The 15,975-nt window shown below is 69.3% G+C and carries 17 protein-coding genes; 6 read left to right on the forward strand and 11 right to left on the reverse strand.

All coding sequences use genetic code 11. The features are described from left to right. Positions 1-12: 12 nt before the first annotated feature. Positions 13-1,068, reverse strand: a complete 1,056-nt coding sequence (locus EV685_RS19295) for a LacI family DNA-binding transcriptional regulator (protein WP_242615680.1) — start codon at positions 1,066-1,068, stop codon at positions 13-15. Continuing rightward, positions 1,061-1,783 (reverse strand): ribosome biogenesis GTP-binding protein YihA/YsxC, encoded by a 723-nt coding sequence (gene yihA, locus EV685_RS19300; protein ID WP_130483700.1) that lies wholly within the window; start codon positions 1,781-1,783, stop codon positions 1,061-1,063. Before yihA ends, EV685_RS19295 begins: the two co-directional genes overlap by 8 nt. Before the next feature lie 50 nt (positions 1,784-1,833). Here yihA and EV685_RS19305 point away from each other — a divergent pair, with 50 nt between their 5' ends. The 3 genes from EV685_RS19305 (at position 1,834) to EV685_RS19315 (ending at position 4,318) form a co-directional block, all read left to right on the forward strand. After that, a complete protein-coding gene (locus EV685_RS19305; protein ID WP_130483701.1) occupies positions 1,834-2,463 on the forward strand; it encodes a c-type cytochrome in 630 nt (209 codons plus the stop codon). A 179-nt stretch (positions 2,464-2,642) separates the two neighbouring features. Continuing rightward, positions 2,643-3,668 carry a protein-methionine-sulfoxide reductase catalytic subunit MsrP gene (gene msrP / locus EV685_RS19310; protein WP_242615681.1) on the forward strand — a complete coding sequence of 342 codons (1,026 nt, stop codon included), beginning with the start codon at positions 2,643-2,645 and terminating at the stop codon, positions 3,666-3,668. Further along, positions 3,668-4,318, forward strand: coding sequence for a protein-methionine-sulfoxide reductase heme-binding subunit MsrQ (locus EV685_RS19315; RefSeq protein WP_242615682.1), 651 nt, complete (start codon positions 3,668-3,670; stop codon positions 4,316-4,318). The genes msrP and EV685_RS19315 overlap by 1 nt, the downstream gene beginning before the upstream one ends. Here the strand turns inward: EV685_RS19315 and EV685_RS19320 are convergent. Beyond that, the gene (locus tag EV685_RS19320; RefSeq protein ID WP_130483702.1) at positions 4,287-5,021 is read right to left on the reverse strand and encodes a tetratricopeptide repeat protein; all 735 of its coding nucleotides are present in this window, start codon (positions 5,019-5,021) and stop codon (positions 4,287-4,289) included. The genes EV685_RS19315 and EV685_RS19320 overlap by 32 nt on opposite strands. 140 nt (positions 5,022-5,161) lie before the next feature. Here EV685_RS19320 and lipB point away from each other — a divergent pair, with 140 nt between their 5' ends. After that, positions 5,162-5,839, forward strand: a complete 678-nt coding sequence (gene lipB, locus EV685_RS19325) for a lipoyl(octanoyl) transferase LipB (protein ID WP_130483703.1) — start codon at positions 5,162-5,164, stop codon at positions 5,837-5,839. Positions 5,840-5,941: 102 nt separating this feature from the next. Continuing rightward, entirely contained in the window at positions 5,942-6,946 is a 1,005-nt protein-coding gene (gene lipA, locus EV685_RS19330; RefSeq protein ID WP_130483704.1) for a lipoyl synthase, read from the forward strand. A 35-nt stretch (positions 6,947-6,981) separates the two neighbouring features. Here the strand turns inward: lipA and EV685_RS19335 are convergent, their stop codons facing one another. The 7 genes from EV685_RS19335 to EV685_RS19365 all read right to left on the reverse strand — a co-directional run bounded on the left by EV685_RS19335 (position 6,982) and on the right by EV685_RS19365 (position 14,444). After that, complete coding sequence (locus EV685_RS19335) at positions 6,982-7,881, reverse strand: pirin family protein (protein WP_130483705.1); 900 nt, start codon at positions 7,879-7,881, stop codon at positions 6,982-6,984. Positions 7,882-7,894: 13 nt separating this feature from the next. Further along, positions 7,895-8,662 (reverse strand): 5'-methylthioadenosine/adenosylhomocysteine nucleosidase, encoded by a 768-nt coding sequence (locus tag EV685_RS19340; protein ID WP_130483706.1) that lies wholly within the window; start codon positions 8,660-8,662, stop codon positions 7,895-7,897. 17 nt (positions 8,663-8,679) lie between these two features. Then, positions 8,680-9,531, reverse strand: a complete 852-nt coding sequence (locus EV685_RS19345; RefSeq protein WP_130483707.1) for a hypothetical protein — start codon at positions 9,529-9,531, stop codon at positions 8,680-8,682. Positions 9,532-9,681: 150 nt separating this feature from the next. Continuing rightward, positions 9,682-11,400 carry a long-chain-fatty-acid--CoA ligase gene (locus EV685_RS19350; protein WP_130483708.1) on the reverse strand — a complete coding sequence of 573 codons (1,719 nt, stop codon included), beginning with the start codon at positions 11,398-11,400 and terminating at the stop codon, positions 9,682-9,684. A gap of 167 nt (positions 11,401-11,567) precedes the next feature. After that, entirely contained in the window at positions 11,568-12,989 is a 1,422-nt protein-coding gene (locus tag EV685_RS19355) for an NAD(P)(+) transhydrogenase (Re/Si-specific) subunit beta (RefSeq protein ID WP_130483709.1), read from the reverse strand. A gap of 1 nt (position 12,990) precedes the next feature. After that, positions 12,991-13,308 (reverse strand): NAD(P) transhydrogenase subunit alpha part 2, encoded by a 318-nt coding sequence (locus EV685_RS19360; RefSeq protein ID WP_130483710.1) that lies wholly within the window; start codon positions 13,306-13,308, stop codon positions 12,991-12,993. A gap of 5 nt (positions 13,309-13,313) precedes the next feature. Further along, a complete protein-coding gene (locus EV685_RS19365; RefSeq protein WP_130483711.1) occupies positions 13,314-14,444 on the reverse strand; it encodes a Re/Si-specific NAD(P)(+) transhydrogenase subunit alpha in 1,131 nt (376 codons plus the stop codon). Positions 14,445-14,630: 186 nt separating this feature from the next. On the opposite strand from EV685_RS19365, the gene EV685_RS19370 reads away from it, so the two are divergent. Next, positions 14,631-15,182, forward strand: a complete 552-nt coding sequence (locus EV685_RS19370; protein WP_130483712.1) for an NUDIX hydrolase — start codon at positions 14,631-14,633, stop codon at positions 15,180-15,182. Here EV685_RS19370 and eutC read toward each other — a convergent pair. Further along, positions 15,125-15,964: an ethanolamine ammonia-lyase subunit EutC gene (gene eutC, locus EV685_RS19375; RefSeq protein WP_130483713.1), complete on the reverse strand. Its 840-nt coding sequence runs from the start codon at positions 15,962-15,964 to the stop codon at positions 15,125-15,127. The genes EV685_RS19370 and eutC overlap by 58 nt on opposite strands. Between the last annotated feature and the right edge of the window lie 11 nt (positions 15,965-15,975).

A 15,975-nucleotide genomic window follows, 5' to 3' on the forward strand; every position in this document is an offset into this window, starting at 1 on the left:
GGGGCGTCCCGCTCAGGCCCCGGAGCTGCGCCTGACCACCAGCTCGACCGGCAGCACGACGCTGGCCGTGGACTCGCCTGCGGCCTGCTGCATCAGCGCGGCGACCAGTGCGTCGGCAGCGGGCTCGATCGGCTGGCGCACGGTGGTCAGCGGCGGCTCGGCATGGCTGGCCCAGCTGATGTCGTCGTAGCCGGTCACGGCCACGTCCTCGGGCACCCGAAGGCCATGGGCCCGCACGGCCGACATGGCGGCAATCGCCAGGATGTCGCTGCAACAGACGATGCCGTCGATCGGCGCGCCGCCATCCAGCAAGGCCTGCACCGTGGCGCGGGTGTGCGCCAGATCGGTGGTCTCGGTCAGGTGCAGGCTGGGCGCCGGCACCAGGCCGCGGGCTTCATGGGCCTCGCGATAGCCTTGCCAGCGCTCGGCCGGTTCGGGCGTCGAACGGTCGCCGATGAAGGCGATGTGGCGGCGGCCCTGGTCCAGCAGATGCAGGGTGGCGAGCCTGCCGCCTTCGCGGTTGTCGCAGCCGACGCAGCAGTAGCCGATGCCAGGCAGCGGGGCGCCCCAGACCACCAGCGGCACACCGGCGCGTGCGGCCGCTTCGAGCGAGCCGGTGTCGTGCCACTGGCCCAGCTGGACGATGCCGACTGCCGTGCCCGAGGCATGCAGGGCGGCGATCTGGTCGGCCGGCGTGCGCGACAGCAGCATGTCGTAGCCGCGGCTGGTCAAGGCATCGGCCAGGCGGCCGATCATCGCCAGCAGGAAGGGATCGCTGATGGGCTGCGGTGCGGCCGGGTCACGCGGCACCACGACCGCGACGGTGCGGTTGCCCTTGGTGCGCAGGTTCTTGGCACCGGCGTTCACGGTGTAGTTGAGGCTGCGGGCCAGTTCGGCGATGCGCTCGCGGGTCGCGACGCTGATCTCCGGGTGGCCGTTGAGCGCGCGCGAGACGGTTGCTACCGAGACGCCGGCCAGCCGGGCGATGTCGACCATCTGCGGTCGACGGCGGGGCTGGTTGGCGGGCGGGGCTGCCGGTGGGGCCGGGCGGTCTTGGTCGTCAGGCATCGGTGGGGACGTCTTCGGAAGGGGCGAGGGCCTCGCGGGGGCGGGCCCAGGATTGCAGAACCTGGGCGACCTCGCCGACGCCGGCCTTGGACAGCGCGGAGAACAGGGTCACGCCGACATCCGAGTCCTCGGTGGCGAGCTCCCCGAGCACGGCCTGGGCATTGCGCAGCGAGGCGCTGGCGTCCTTGCGGTTGAGCTTGTCGGCCTTGGTCAGCACCACCAGCAGCCTGACCTCGCCGGTGGCCACGCGCGGCTGCACGAACTGCAGCAACTGGCGATCCAGCGCGGTGAAACCGTGGCGCGAGTCGACCATCTGGACGACCCCGCCCAGGTTGCGGCGCAGCGCGAGGTAGTCGGCCATGACGGCCTGCCAGCGCAGCTTGGCGGCGCGTTCGACCGCCGCATAGCCATAGCCCGGCAGGTCGGCCCAGTAGGCGTGTGGAGCGTCCTTGGGGCCCACCTCGAACAGGTTGACGTGTTGTGTGCGACCCGGCGTCTTCGACGCGAAGGCGAGCTGACGTTGCTGCGCCAGGGTGTTGATCGCGGTGGACTTGCCGGCATTCGACCGGCCCACGAAGGCGATCTCCGGCAGGTCGTGCGCGGGCAGCTGTTCGAGCTTGCTCGCGGTGGTCAGGAAGCGTGCGGTGTGGGCCCAGGCCAGGGCGGCGCGCGTGGCGTCCGCGCCACCTTCGGCGGGGTTGGGTGTCGGGCTCATGGGGGCCATTGTAAAATCGTCGGGTTTTGGATCTCTCAGACCTCGCCACCATGAAATCGCTTGCCAAGCCGCTTCTTGCACTGATCTGCGCCGTCACGATGGCCGCATCGGCCCAAGCCAACGAGGCGGCAGCGCCCGCCAAGGCCGATCCGGCCAAGGGTGGCGAGATCGCCGGACAGGTCTGCGGCGCCTGCCACACCTCGGACGGCTCGCGCGGCTCGCCCGCCAACCCGATCCTGCAGGGTCAGCACCCGGGCTACCTCGCCAAGCAGCTGACCGAGTTCAAGTCCGGCAAGCGCGAAAACGCGATCATGAAGGGCTTCGCCTCGGGCCTGTCGGATGCCGACATGAAGAACGTCGCCGCGTTCTACGCCAGCAAGCAGGCCAAGCCAGGCTTTGCCAAGAACAAGGACCTCGTCGCCCTGGGCGAGAAGATCTACCGCGGTGGCATCGCCGACCGCAGCATTCCCGCCTGCTCTGGCTGCCACAGCCCGACCGGCGCCGGCATCCCGGCCCAGTACCCGCGCGTGGCCGGTCAGCATGCCGACTACACCGAAGCGCAGCTCAAGGCCTTCCGCGACGGCATCCGCAAGAACAGCGCGCAGATGACCGGCGTGGCCGCGAAGATGAACGATCGCGAGATCAAGGCCGTTGCCGACTACATGGCCGGCCTGTATTGATGCACTGATCGAGCGATCGATCCAGCCCCTCGCGCGTCGTCCACCGGCGCGCCCCGAACAAGCCGGTCATCGACCGGCTTTTTCTTTGTCCGACCGCTGGGCCGGACCGCCCCTGTAAGAATCGATCCGGTGGGCTCGACCGAGCCATCACATCCACCGACACGATCCCAGGAGCGCGCATGCCAACCGTCCGACGCAACCCCCACGCGATGGGCCATGTCCATCCGCAGTCCAGCGAGATCACGTCGGCCGCAGCCTATGCGGCCCATGCCGAGCGGCGGCGCTGGCTGCAACAGGCCGGTCTGGGTCTGGCGACGGGTGCGACCGCGCTGAGCGGCCTGCCGGCGTTGGCGCAAGGTGCTGCCGGCACCGTGACCCGACCCGGCAAGCGCGCGGCTTTGCCCGGTGCACGCAGTGCGGTATCCGGCGCCTTCGTGATGGACAAGCTCACCGACTTCGAGAGCGCATCGACCTACAACAACTTCTACGAGTTCGGCACCGACAAGGCCGATCCGGCCCGCAACGCGCAGAAGTTCGTCACCCGCCCGTGGACCGTCACGGTCGAGGGCGAGTGCAACAAGCCCGGGACCTTCGACCTGGACGCGCTGCTCAAGCTCGCGCCCATGGAAGAGCGCATCTACCGCATGCGCTGCGTCGAGGGCTGGTCCATGGTGATCCCCTGGGTCGGCTGGTCGGTGGCCGAGTTGCTGAAGAAGGTCGAGCCCCGCGGCAACGCCAAGTTCGTCGAGTTCGTGACGCTGGCTGACCCGAAGCAGATGCCCTTTGTCGGCAGCCGCACGCTGGACTGGCCCTATGTCGAGGGCTTGCGCATGGACGAGGCCTTGCACCCGCTGACGCTGATGGCCTTTGGCATGTACGGCGAGGTCCTGCCCAACCAGAACGGGGCGCCGTTGCGTCTGGTGGTGCCTTGGAAATACGGCTTCAAGGGCGCCAAGTCGATCGTCAAGATCCGCCTGGTCGAGAAGCAGCCGGCAACCGCCTGGGTCAAGGCCGCCGCGCAGGAGTACGGCTTCTATTCGAACGTCAACCCGGCCGTCGACCATCCTCGCTGGAGCCAGGCGACCGAGCGCCGCATCGGTGAGGACGGCCTGTTCGCCAAGAAGCGTCCGACGCTGATGTTCAACGGCTACGAGGCGCAGGTCGGACAGCTCTATGCTGGCCTGGACCTGAAGAAGAACTATTGATGTTGACGTCGATGTCCATGTCGGCCTGGTTGCTGCGGCCCTGGGTCAAGCCGCTGGTGCTGGCCATCGCGCTCCTGCCGCTGGCGGGCTGGATCTGGGGCATCGTTGCCAACAGCCTGGGGCCCAACCCGGCCGAGGCGCTGCTGCGCGGCACCGGGATCTGGACGCTGCGGCTGCTGATCGTCACGCTGGCGATCACGCCGCTGCGGGTGTGGACTGGCCTGCCGGCGCTGGCGCGCTGGCGCCGCATGCTGGGCTTGACGGCCTTCGCTTATGCCTTGCTGCACTTCCTGGCCTATGCCTGGCTGGACATGGGCTTCGAGCTGGCGGCCATCGTGCGCGATCTCGACAAGCGGCCCTTCGCGCTGGTCGGCTTCGCGGCCTTTGTCGGCCTGGTGCCGCTGGCGCTGACCTCGTTCAACCGGGCCATCCGCGCGCTTGGCGCGGCCCGTTGGCAGGCCTTGCACCAACTGGTCTGGCCGGTCATCGGTCTGGGTCTGTTGCACCTGCTCTGGATGCGTGCGGCCAAGCACCGCTACGACGAGGTGTCGATCTACGCGGCGATCGTCGTGGTGCTGATCGCCGCGCGCCTGCTCAAGGGGTCGACCGTGGCCTGGATCAAGGTTCGCCGACCGCAGCACCGGACTTGAGCCGCTGATCCATTTCGGCGCGCTTGATCCGCGCAACCGGGTCGCCCTGTCGCGCGGCCCGGTCGTACCAGTAGCGCGCCAGCCGCGCATCGGCCTCGGTGCCCAATCCCGACTCGTACATCGATGCGGTCAGGTACTGGGCGCCGACGTCGCCGGCCTTGGCCGCCTCGCGGTACCAGTGCAGGGCCTGGCGCTCGTCGCGCGCCGTGCCGCGACCGAGGTAGTGGGCCGAGCCGACGTTGATCTGCGCATCAACATGGCCGGACGCGGCAGCGGCCTCCAGCCAGGGCAGCGCGGCGGCCGGGTCCTTGCGGCCGAGCCTGCCGCTCTCGTGCAGTTCGGACATCGCCAGCTGGGCCGTGACGAAGCCGGCGCTGGCCGCCTTCTCCAGCCATGACCGGGCGATGGCGAGGCTGGCGCCCGGCAGTTCGTTCCTCAGGTGCATGACGGCCAGGTTGTGCATCGCCACCGGCTCGCCCGCCTGAGCCAGTGTGGTGAAGGCCCGCGCGGCGGTCTCGAACTGCCCGGCGCGGTAGTCGAGGATGGCCGCCAGCAGCGGCGACTGCGGCGCATAGCCCTTGCGGTCGGATGCCGAAGGGGCGGCGATGCCGTCGGTGGCCGATGCGGCGACGGCATGGCCGGCATGAACCGTCAGCAGGGCCAGGCCCAAGGTGGCAACAAGGGAAAGTCTGCGGTGCGTCATGGCGTTCCTGAGGTGGACGGTGTCGGGTCAGTCGCCCGCGACGACCGATTCTTGCGCGCCTGTCCGATCCTGGGGGCGACGAGGTCGATGGCCGACAATTTGAGCCCTCCGCCGACCGGCGTTTCCAGCCCTTGCCGACGATGTCCGAACCCCTGATCCGCGCGCGTGGCCGCCTGCCCTACGAGCCCACCTATGCCGAGATGCGCGCCTGGACCGAGGCCCGCGACGAGGCCACGCCCGACGAGATCTGGCTGTGCGAGCACGACCCTGTCTACACGCAGGGGCTGGCCGGCAAAGCCGACCACGTGCTGGCGCCCGCCGGGATCCCGGTGGTGCAGACCAACCGGGGCGGCCAGGTGACCTACCACGGGCCCGGTCAGGTGGTGGCCTACCCGCTGATCGACCTTCAGCGCCTGGGCATCTACGTCAAGGAATACGTCTACCGCATCGAGGAAGCGGTGATCCGCACGCTGGCCACGTGGCGGGTGACGGGTCACCGCGTCAACAGCGCGCCGGGCATCTACGTGCGGCTGGACGACCCCTTTGACCACCGCGCGCTGACCGGCCCGGCCGATCCACGCGATCCCTTCCGCGGCCTGGGCAAGGTCTCTGCCCTTGGCATCAAGGTCAGCCGCCACCGCACGTACCACGGCGTGGCGCTGAACGTCGCGATGGATCTGGCGCCTTTCGCGGGCATCAACCCTTGCGGCTATGCAGGCTTGCAGACGGTTGACCTCGCTAAACTCGGCCTCGCCATCGAGGTGCCGGATGCCGCACAGCGACTGGGCGAACGGCTCGCGGCGCTGCTCGCGCCCTGATCTTGCTCCCCGATCCACGATCCCGATCCGGCGCACGATCCCTGCGCCTCCACCCCCAGGCCGATCCGCTGCACACCCGCAGCCCGCAACGATTCCTTCGACATGTCCACCGACCAACCGTCCACGCCCGCCACCCCTGCCGCGCCCGCCGCCTACGACCCGACCGCCAAGCAGAAGGCGCAGGCCAAGACGGCGCGCATCCCCATCAAGGTGGTGGCGGCCGAGACGCTGAAGAAGCCCGATTGGATCCGCGTCAAGGCCGGCAGCCCGACGACCCGCTTCTACGAGATCAAGCAGATCCTGCGCGAGCACAAGCTGCACACGGTGTGCGAAGAAGCCAGTTGCCCCAACATCGGCGAGTGCTTCGGCAAGGGCACGGCGACCTTCATGATCATGGGCGACAAGTGCACCCGGCGCTGCCCCTTCTGCGACGTCGGCCACGGCCGCCCGGATCCGCTGGACACCGCCGAGCCGCTCAACCTGGCCAAGACGATCGCCGCGCTCAAGCTGAGCTATGTGGTCATCACCAGCGTCGACCGTGACGACCTGCGCGACGGTGGCGCGGGCCACTTCGTCGAGTGCATCCAGCGAACCCGCGAGTTGTCGCCGGCCACGCGCATCGAGATCCTGACACCCGACTTCCGCGGCCGCATGGACCGCGCGCTCGAGATCCTCAAGGCCGCGCCGCCGGACGTCATGAACCACAACATGGAGACCGTGCCGCGCCTGTACAAGGAAGCGCGTCCGGGCTCGGACTACGCCTTCAGCTTGAACCTGCTCAAGCGCTTCAAGGAATTCGCGCCGGGCGTGCCGACCAAGAGCGGCCTGATGGTCGGCCTGGGCGAGACCGACGAGGAGATCCTCGAGGTCATGCGCGACATGCGCGCCCACGACGTCGACATGCTGACGCTGGGCCAGTACCTCGCGCCGAGTGGTCACCACCTGCCGGTGCGCCGCTACGTCCACCCGGACACCTTCAAGATGTTCGAGGACGAGGCCTACAAGATGGGCTTCAGCCACGCCGCCGTTGGCGCACTGGTGCGGTCGAGCTACCACGCCGACCAGCAGGCACACCAGGCCGGCGTCGAAGGCGCGATCAGCGTCTGACCCGCGCCTGATCCGCGTCGTTCGCGCCTGAGCGCTCAGCCCGGCTTGCGCTCGGGCAGCGGGATGCGCTCGGTCTCGCCAGGCACGCGGCCCAGCGTGTCGGCGGTCCAGGCCAGGGCGGCAGCGTCGATCAGATCGCGTCGCGTCGCCACGAAGTTCCACCACAGCAGGCGCCGGCCCAGCGGCGCGCCGCCGATCAGCGCGACCCGCGCCGGCTCGGCACCGCTGCACAGCCGCGCGCTGCGGCCTTCGGGCAGCACCAGCATCTCGCCCGTGGCGACACGCTCGGTGTGGCCGTCGTCGTCGAACACCAACTCCACCTCGCCATCGGCGGCATAGACCGCCTGTTCGATGCCGGGCTCGCGCGCCGGCAGGTCGACCCGGCCACGCGGCTCCATCCGGTGGTCCAGGAACAGCGTGGGTGACGCCGTGCGCACCGGCGACACCAGCCCGTGCGCGGCGCCCACCAGCACGCGGGTGGTGACGCCGCAGGTCTCGTGCTGCGGGATGTCGGCCGCAGCGGTGTGGTCGAAGGCGGGCTCGCAAGCCTCGTCGGCCTCGGGCAGGGCGACCCACAGTTGCAGGCCGTGGAGCCGGTAGTGGCGCCCGGCGAGGTCGTCGGGACGTCGCTCGGAGTGCACGATGCCGCGTCCGGCCGTCATCCAGTTGATCGCCCCGGGATCGATGCGCCGCACCGCGCCGGTGGAATCGCGGTGGACCATCGCGCCCTCGTAGAGATAGGTCACGGTCGCCAGCCCGATGTGCGGGTGCGGGCGTACGTCGTGCTGATCCTCGGGTTCGACCAGCAGGGGGCCGAAGTGGTCGAAGAACAGGAAGGGCCCGACCGACTGGCGGCTCGCCGCCGGCAGGCTGCGGCGCACGGTCAGGCCGCCGCCGAGGTCCTTGACGTGGGGGCGCAGGCGTTCGACGGTCATGGCAGGTCCAGGGTCAGGTGAGCGGGAAGGGGGCTTCGTCGCGCAGCCAATGGCCGATCACGTCGGCGCTGACCTGGGCCGCGACGACGTCGATGAAGCGCAGGAAGTCGACATGGGCGGCGTCGTCCGCGCGGTCGGAGACGGTGCGCAGGACCGCGAAGGGCAGGCTCAGGTCGTGAGCCACCTGGGCCAGCGCCGCGCCCTCCATCTCGACGGCCAGCGCATCGGGCAGCTCGCGTTGCAGGTCGGCGCTGGCCTGGGCGTTGCCGATGAAGCGGTCACCGCTGATGACCAGGCCACGGTGCAGGGTCGGCTGCGTCACGCCCAAGGCGGCCGCGTCCGGACCGAGGTGGCCCGGCCGGTCCAGCACGCGGCGGATCGCACCGGCGAGCGACAGGTTCAGGGCCCCGTCGGTGTCGAAGCGGCTGCAGCCGGTCAGCGGGATCTCGTGGCGCGGGAACAGCGGCGAGGCGTCCATGTCGTGCTGCAGCAGCGACTCCGCCAGCACCACGTCGCCGACCCGCACGCCCGGCCCCAGCCCGCCAGCCACGCCGGTGAAGACCAGCCGGTCGGCACCGAAGTGCGTGCCCAGCAGGGTCGCGGTGGTGGCCGCAGCCACCTTGCCGATGCCACACAGCACGAGCACGACCGGATGTCCGTGCAGCCGGCCGACGTGGAAATCGCGACCGGCCAGGCGCACCACCCGGTCGGTCTCGCAGCGCGCCAGCAGCGCGGCGAGTTCCTGCTGCATCGCGCCAATGAGTCCGATCGGACGGGCCATCGCGGACGCAGCCAAGGTCAGCCGCCGAGACCGAGCGCGCGCTGGACCATGCGCGCCATGCTTTCGCCACGCACCCGCTGCACCTCGTCGATGAAGTCGCGGGCGACCTGCTCCAGCTCGGCGATGTTCTGCGCCTTCTCGATGCGCAGCGTGTAGCGGTAGCCGCGGAACAGGCCCAGCGATTCGCGCAGCAGCGCGTTCAGGCTGTCGTACAGCTCGGTGTAGCTCAGCGCGCGTGTGCCCTCGGGCAGCGGCGAGGCGTCCAGGCCACCAAAATCGCTGGGCGGGCGCGAAGCCGGCCCGGACGGCCGCACCAGCGGGTCCAGGCCACCGGGCACCGTATCACCGCCACCGCGCGAGGACAGGCTGGCCGGCACGGTGGAGGGGCCACCCGTCCCGGACGGTGTGCGCGTCGCGCCGCCCAGCCGGTCTTGGCCCATCGGTTCGCTGGCCAGGCCGGACGTGGCCCGCGCACCGGCCGGCAGGCTCTGAGCGGGCAAGCCCTGAGCCGGTCGGGCGGCGGACGCCGGGTTCGTGGCCGTTGGCTGGCCTTGCGGCGGACGGCTGGCCGGATCGCGCAGGCCGGCGTATTGCGAGGGCACCTGCCAACCGGTGTGACCCATCGGCTCGGTGGGTTCGAACTGGGCCGGACGTTCACCCGTGGCCGCCGGGGGCGACTCGATCAGGCCGGCCTCCAGCAGGGCCACCGCATCGGCCAGCGTGGCGCCCTGGATCATGTCGATCCAGGCGGTCAAGCTCTTGGAGCTGTCGAGGATGAGCAGCAGGTTGCGGGCGGTGCGCGACAGGTTGAGGCTGCGCTCGCGGACCTCGCGACGCCCCCGCTCGGTCTTGCGAAAGTATTCGGCCATGACGGATTTTTCTCCCTTTGCCAGTTTCGCCGCAATGCGGGGCACCCGGAGGACAAGAGGGTGTCGTCCGGACGTCGCCGTTGCGTTGCGGCTGCGCCGGCAGGAGGGTGGGGCGCGGGCCGCGTCGGGCCCGGGATCGTTCGGCCGTGATCAGCCGGCGGTGGTGACGGGCATTGCCGGCGCGCTGGCCGTGGCCGGCTTGGCGCGCAGCTCGCGCCGCAGCACCTTGCCGACGGGGGTCTTGGGCAGCTCGGTGCGGAACTCGATCACGCGGGGTCGCTTGTAGCCGGTGAGGTTCTGCTCGCAGTAGGCCCGCACATCGGCCTCTGCCAGGGCCGGGCTGCGCGGCACGATGACGACCTTGACCGCCTCGCCGGTGCGTTCGTCAGGCACGCCGATCGCGGCGCACTCGAGCACGCCGGGCATCAGCGTCAGCACATCCTCGATCTCGTTGGGGTACACGTTGAAGCCCGAGACCAGGATCATGTCCTTCTTGCGGTCGACGATGCGGAAGTAGCCGCGCTCGTCCATCACGCCCACGTCGCCGGTGCGGAACCAGCCGTCAGCGGTCATGACCTTGGCGGTTTCGTCCGGGCGCTGCCAGTAGCCGGCCATCACCTGCGGGCCTTTGACCGCGATCTCGCCGGGCTGGCCGGCTGGCACCGGGTGGCCATCGTCGTCGAGCAGGCGCAGGTCGGTGTTGGGCAGCGGCAGGCCGATGGTGCCGCTGTGGCGCGTGCTGTCGGTGGGGTTGCACGTCAGCGATGGCGAGGTCTCGGACAGGCCATAGCCTTCGCAGATCGGGCAACCGGTCTTGTCCAGCCAGAGCTTGGCCGTGGCCTGCTGGACCGCCATGCCGCCGCCAACCGAGATCTTCAGGTGACTCCAGTCGACCGTGCCGAAATCGGGGTGGTTGGCCAGGGCCATGAACAGCGTGTTGACCGCTGGAAAGGTATGGAAACGCTGGCCCTGCAAGGCCTTGAAGACGGCCGGCAGGTCGCGCGGATTGGGGATCAGGATGTTGCAGGCGCCGATGCGCATGCCCAGCATCATGTTCGTGTTGAAGCCGAAGATGTGATAGAGCGGCAGGGCACAGACCTGCACGATCTGCTCGCCTTCGGGGACCTTCTTCAAGGCTGGCTGGTACCAGGCTTCGCTTTGCAGCAGGTTGGCCACCAGGTTGCGGTGCAGCAGCACGGCGCCCTTGCTGACGCCGGTCGTGCCGCCGGTGTACTGCAGCGCGGCGATGTCGTCCGGGCCGACGTGGGCCGGACGTAGCGTCAGGCCGGCGCCGATCGACAGCGCGTCCTTGAAGCGCAGCGAGCCGGGCAGCGACCAGGCCGGCACCAGCTTCTTCACCTTGCGCACCACCAGGTCGACGATCAGGCCCTTGGGGAAGCCCAGCAGCTCGCCCATCGACGCCACCACCACCTGCTGCAGCGGCACGGTGCGGCGCACCTGTTCGAGCGTGTGGGCAAAGTTCTCGAGGATGACGATGACCTTGGCGCCGGAGTCCTTGAGCTGATGCTCCAGCTCGCGCGGGGTGTAGAGCGGGTTGACGTTGACCACCACGCCGCCGGCGCGCAGCACGCCGGCCACGGCGACCGGGTACTGCGGCACGTTGGGCATCATCAGCGCGACCCGTTCGCCCTGCTTCAGGCCAATCGACTGCAGCCAGGCCGCGAACTGGCGCGACAGCTGGTCGATCTGCGCGTAGCTGAAGTCGCGATCCAGGTAGCGATAGGCGGGCTTGTCGGCATGGCGGGCGAAGCTCGCCTCCATGAGTTCGACCAGAGAAACATACTGGTTCACGTCGACCGTCGCGGGGATGTTGACGGGGTAGTGCTGGAGCCAGGGCTGGGGGTTCATCGTTTCCGAATGGAGCTGGGGGCTGACACGATTCTGACGGATGACTGACGTCGAGCTGCCCGGGTTTTACGCCTAGGCGAGGGCGACATCCGGCCATGAAAAAGGCCGGCATGTTGCCGGCCTTTCGATGCAGTGACAGTGTCCAGGCCGTCAGGCCGAGAGGCTGCTCACTCGACTGCCTTGACCATGTCCTCGACCACCTTCTTGGCGTCGCCGAAGACCATCATGGTCTTGTCCATGTAGAACAGCTCGTTGTCCAGGCCGGCATAACCGGCGGCCATCGAGCGCTTGTTGACGATGATGGTCTTGGCCTTGTAGGCCTCCAGGATGGGCATGCCGTAGATCGGTGTGCCCTTGGTCAGCGCGGCGGGGTTCACCACGTCGTTGGCGCCCAGGATGATCGCCACGTCGGCCTGGCCGAACTCGCCGTTGATGTCCTCCATCTCGAAGACCTGGTCGTAGGGCACCTCGGCCTCGGCCAGCAGCACGTTCATGTGGCCGGGCATGCGGCCGGCGACCGGGTGGATCGCGTACTTGACCGTGATGCCCTTGTGCGTGAGCTTCTCGGCCAGTTCCTTGACCGCGTGCTGGGCACGGGCAACCGCCAGGCCGTAGCCCGGCACGATCACCACCGTCTCGGCGTTGCCCAGGATGAAGGCCGCGTCGTCGGCGCTGCCGCTCTTGACGCTGCGCTGCTGCTGCGCGCCTGCCGTGGCCGCCGTGGCATCACCGCCGAAGCCGCCCAGGATCACGTTGAAGAACGAGCGGTTCATCGCCTTGCACATGATGTACGAGAGGATGGCGCCCGAGCTGCCGACCAGCGAGCCCGCGATGATCAGCATCGAGTTGTTCAACGAGAAGCCGATGCCCGCCGCCGCCCAGCCCGAGTAGCTGTTGAGCATCGACACGACCACCGGCATGTCCGCGCCGCCGATCGGGATGATGATCAGCACGCCCATCACGAAGCCCAGCGCGCAGATCAGCGCAAAGGCCTCGACGCTCTGGCTGTTCCAGAAGGCCACCAGCAACACCAGCGTGGCGATGCCGAGCGCCGCGTTGAGCTTGTGCTGACCGGCGAACTGCACCGGCGCGCCCTGGAACAGGCGGAACTTGTACTTGCCGCTGAGCTTGCCGAAGGCGATGACCGAGCCACTGAAGGTGACCGCGCCGATGAAGGCGCCCAGCGCGAGTTCGATGCGGTTGCCGCCAGGGATCAGCCCGCCCTTCTCGGTGATGGCAAAGGCCCACGGTTCCAGCACGGCCGCAACCGCGATGAAGACCGCCGCCAGGCCGATCATGCTGTGCATGAAGGCGACCAGCTCGGGCATCTTGGTCATCTCGACGCGCTTGGCCATCGTGGCGCCAAGGCCGCCGCCGATCACCAGCCCGCCGAGCACGTAGCTCAGGCCGTTGGCGCTGCCCGCCAGCTTGACGATCAGCGCGGCGGTGGTCAGCACGGCGATGGTCATGCCGACCATGCCAAACAGGTTGCCGCGGATCGAGGTGGTCGGGTGGCTCAGGCCCTTGAGGGCCTGGATGAAGCAGATCGACGCGACCAGGTACAGCAGGGTGACGAGGTTCATGCTCATGTCAGTGCTTCCCTTCCGCTGCGGGCTTCTTGTCCTTCTTCTTGAACATCTCCAGCATCCGGCGCGTGACCAGGAAGCCGCCGAAGACGTTGACCGCCGCCAGCGCCACGGCCAGCGTGCCGAAGGTCTTGCCGGCGGTCGTCTCGGTCAGCGCGGCGGCCAGCATGGCGCCGACGATGACGATGGCCGAGACCGCGTTGGTCACCGCCATCAGCGGCGTGTGCAGCGCAGGCGTCACGGTCCAGACGACGTGGTAGCCGACGTAGATCGCCAGCACGAAGATGATCAGGTTGATGATCGTGGGAGTTACCGCATCCATGGTGTTCAGCTCCGGGTGACGTTGCCGTCACGGGTCATCAGGCAGGCCGCGACGATGTCGTCGTCCATCGGCACGTTGATCGCAGCGGCGTCCTTGGGCAGCACGAGCTTGAGGAAGTCGAGCACGTTGCGCGCATACAGGGCCGAGGCATCGGCGGCAACCAGCGCCGGCAGGTTGGTCTCGCCAATGATGTTCACGCCGTGCACCTGCACGGTCTGGCCGGCCACGGTCAAGGGGCAGTTGCCGCCACCGTTGGGCCCCTTGCCAGCGGCGATGTCGACGATGACCGAGCCCGGCTTCATGGCCTTGACCATGTCCTCGGTGATCAGCGTGGGCGCCGGTCGGCCCGGGATCAGCGCGGTGGAGATGACGACATCGGCCTGGGCCACACGCTTGGCGACCTCGACCTTCTGGCGCTCCATCCAGCTCGCGGGCATCGGGCGGGCATAGCCGCCGACGCCGACGGCGGCCTCGCGCTCTTCATCGGTCTCGTAGGGCACGTCGATGAACTTGCCGCCGAGCGACTCGACCTGTTCCTTGACGGATGGGCGCACGTCCGAGGCCTCGATCACCGCGCCCAGGCGCTTGGCCGTCGCGATGGCCTGCAGGCCGGCCACGCCGACGCCCAGGATGACCACGCGGGCGGCCTTCACCGTGCCGGCGGCGGTCATCAGCATCGGGAAGAACTTCTGGTACTGGTTGGCCGCCATCATCACGGCCTTGTAGCCGGCGATGTTGGCCTGGCTGGACAGCACGTCCATGCTCTGCGCGCGGGTCGTGCGCGGTGCGGCTTCCAGCGCGAAGCTGGTCAGGCCGGCAGCGGCCAGGCGCTCCAGGCCGGCGCGGTCGAACGGGTCGAGCATCCCGACCAGCGCCGCGCCGCGCTTGACGTGGGCCAGTTCGTCGCCTGATGGCGCGCGCACCTTGAGCACCAGATCGGCACCCAGGGCGCCGGCCGCATCGGTGATCTCGGCGCCGGCTGCCTCGTAGGCCGCATCGGTGACGCTGGCCGCCAGGCCCGCGCCGCTCTGGACGCGGATCACGTGGCCCTGTGCCTTCAGCTTCTTCGCCGTTTCCGGCGTCACGGCCACACGGGTCTCGCCGGCGGCCGTCTCAAGGGGTACCCCCACCAACATGTCAGATCCTCCTCGTGAATCGGCGGCGAGCATACACAGGTTCACCGGGGGCACACACCCGGGTATTGACTCGCAGCCTGTTCCATTTCAGACGTGGCTCAGCGTTGCGTCTTGTGACGCTGTGCGCTGCGGCGACGCCCACCGCGCCGCCTCCCGAGCCTGTCCACAGCTCATTAGCATCGCTGCATGAGTGACCTGCGCTGGAAACCCAATGTGACCGTCGCCGCCGTGATCGAACACGCCGGGCGCTACCTCCTGATCGAGGAGGAAACCCCCGAAGGCCTGCGCCTGAACAACCCGGCCGGCCACCTCGATCCGGGCGAGAGCCCCGTCCAGGCCGTGATCCGCGAGACGCTGGAGGAAACCGCCTGCGTCTTCGCGCCGCAGCATTTCCTCGGCCTCTACATGGCCCGATTCGTCCGACCGGAGCGTGGCGAAGATGTCACCTATGTTCGACTGGCTTACAGCGGCAGCGTCGGCGAGCCATTGCCCGGTCGCGCGCTCGACACCGGCATCGTGCGCCGCCTCTGGCTGAGCCTCGACGAGGTCCGCGAGAGCGTTGCCCGCCACCGCAGCCCGCTGGTCCTGCGCTGCATCGAGGACCACGCCGCCGGCCGGCGCCATCCGCTGGACGTCGTGACGGTCGATGCGACGCTGCTGGCGCCGGAGGTGAAGACGCATCAGCCCGCCAGCGCCGGCGATCCTGGCGCTGCGGGCAAGCCCGGCAACAACACCTGATCGCTCAGGTCCTTCAGCGCCACGCCAGTGGCCTTCAGGGCCTCGGCCTGCAGCACATGCCACCAGATCTTGTGGGCGGCACGCTCGACGGTCAGCCCTTCCGGGCGGATGTTGCTGATGCAGTTGCGCTGGGCGTCATGGCGGCCGCGACGTGGGGCGGCGGTCAGGTAGGCGCCCAGGCTGTCGGGTGAACTCAGGCCCGGGCGTTCGCCGATCAGCATCAGGACCTGGGCCGCACCGAGTGCCTCGCCGATGTCATCGGCCAGTGCGACACGGGCCTGTGTGGTGACGACCACGGGCGCGTCTGGCTCGCCCGGCGCCGGCCAGCCCGGCGGTGTCATGGCCCGCAAGGCGCGCAGCAGCGGCAGGGCCTGTCGCGCGACCGCCAGCGAGGACAGGCCGTCGCCGACGACCACCAGCAGCCGGGGCGAGGTGGCCATGGCCCGCAACCGGGCCGACTCGGCCTCCGGCAGGCGTCGCCCCAGGTCGGGCCGCAGCAGGTAGGCCGCCCGGTCCGGCGCGGCGCTGGCGCTGCGCAGGGTCTGCAGGCCTTCGGCTTGCAAGGCTTCGCAGAAGGCCTCCGCATCGAGCGCCAGGTGGACCGCGTCGCGGGCCTGCGCATGGGCCAGCCCGAAGGCCAGCAACTCGGCCGTTGGCAGGCTCACGCCGCTGCGCCCGAGCGCGATGCGGGCGGGCGTGTGGCGGCGCAGGCCGATCCACGGATCGGGCTGGAGAGGGTCGATCGGCAAGGCCTTGGGCGCGGGCGATGTGGGCTGGCTCATGGCGTGAACCT

It is taken from the genome of Sphaerotilus mobilis, from assembly GCF_004216565.1.
GTDB classification, from domain to species: Bacteria; Pseudomonadota; Gammaproteobacteria; order Burkholderiales; family Burkholderiaceae_C; genus Sphaerotilus; species Sphaerotilus mobilis.

What these genes read in the sequence shown, in the direction of transcription:
- EV685_RS19295 (WP_242615680.1), bottom strand. Translation starts at nt 1,068, where the DNA reads ATGCCTGACGACCAAGACCGCCCGGCCCCACCGGCAGCCCCGCCCGCC.
- yihA (WP_130483700.1), bottom strand. Translation starts at nt 1,783, where the DNA reads ATGAGCCCGACACCCAACCCCGCCGAAGGTGGCGCGGACGCCACGCGC.
- EV685_RS19305 (WP_130483701.1), top strand. Translation starts at nt 1,834, where the DNA reads ATGAAATCGCTTGCCAAGCCGCTTCTTGCACTGATCTGCGCCGTCACG.
- msrP (WP_242615681.1), top strand. Translation starts at nt 2,643, where the DNA reads ATGCCAACCGTCCGACGCAACCCCCACGCGATGGGCCATGTCCATCCG.
- EV685_RS19315 (WP_242615682.1), top strand. Translation starts at nt 3,668, where the DNA reads ATGTTGACGTCGATGTCCATGTCGGCCTGGTTGCTGCGGCCCTGGGTC.
- EV685_RS19320 (WP_130483702.1), bottom strand. Translation starts at nt 5,021, where the DNA reads ATGACGCACCGCAGACTTTCCCTTGTTGCCACCTTGGGCCTGGCCCTG.
- lipB (WP_130483703.1), top strand. Translation starts at nt 5,162, where the DNA reads ATGTCCGAACCCCTGATCCGCGCGCGTGGCCGCCTGCCCTACGAGCCC.
- lipA (WP_130483704.1), top strand. Translation starts at nt 5,942, where the DNA reads ATGTCCACCGACCAACCGTCCACGCCCGCCACCCCTGCCGCGCCCGCC.
- EV685_RS19335 (WP_130483705.1), bottom strand. Translation starts at nt 7,881, where the DNA reads ATGACCGTCGAACGCCTGCGCCCCCACGTCAAGGACCTCGGCGGCGGC.
- EV685_RS19340 (WP_130483706.1), bottom strand. Translation starts at nt 8,662, where the DNA reads ATGGCCCGTCCGATCGGACTCATTGGCGCGATGCAGCAGGAACTCGCC.
- EV685_RS19345 (WP_130483707.1), bottom strand. Translation starts at nt 9,531, where the DNA reads ATGGCCGAATACTTTCGCAAGACCGAGCGGGGGCGTCGCGAGGTCCGC.
- EV685_RS19350 (WP_130483708.1), bottom strand. Translation starts at nt 11,400, where the DNA reads ATGAACCCCCAGCCCTGGCTCCAGCACTACCCCGTCAACATCCCCGCG.
- EV685_RS19355 (WP_130483709.1), bottom strand. Translation starts at nt 12,989, where the DNA reads ATGAGCATGAACCTCGTCACCCTGCTGTACCTGGTCGCGTCGATCTGC.
- EV685_RS19360 (WP_130483710.1), bottom strand. Translation starts at nt 13,308, where the DNA reads ATGGATGCGGTAACTCCCACGATCATCAACCTGATCATCTTCGTGCTG.
- EV685_RS19365 (WP_130483711.1), bottom strand. Translation starts at nt 14,444, where the DNA reads ATGTTGGTGGGGGTACCCCTTGAGACGGCCGCCGGCGAGACCCGTGTG.
- EV685_RS19370 (WP_130483712.1), top strand. Translation starts at nt 14,631, where the DNA reads ATGAGTGACCTGCGCTGGAAACCCAATGTGACCGTCGCCGCCGTGATC.
- eutC (WP_130483713.1), bottom strand. Translation starts at nt 15,964, where the DNA reads ATGAGCCAGCCCACATCGCCCGCGCCCAAGGCCTTGCCGATCGACCCT.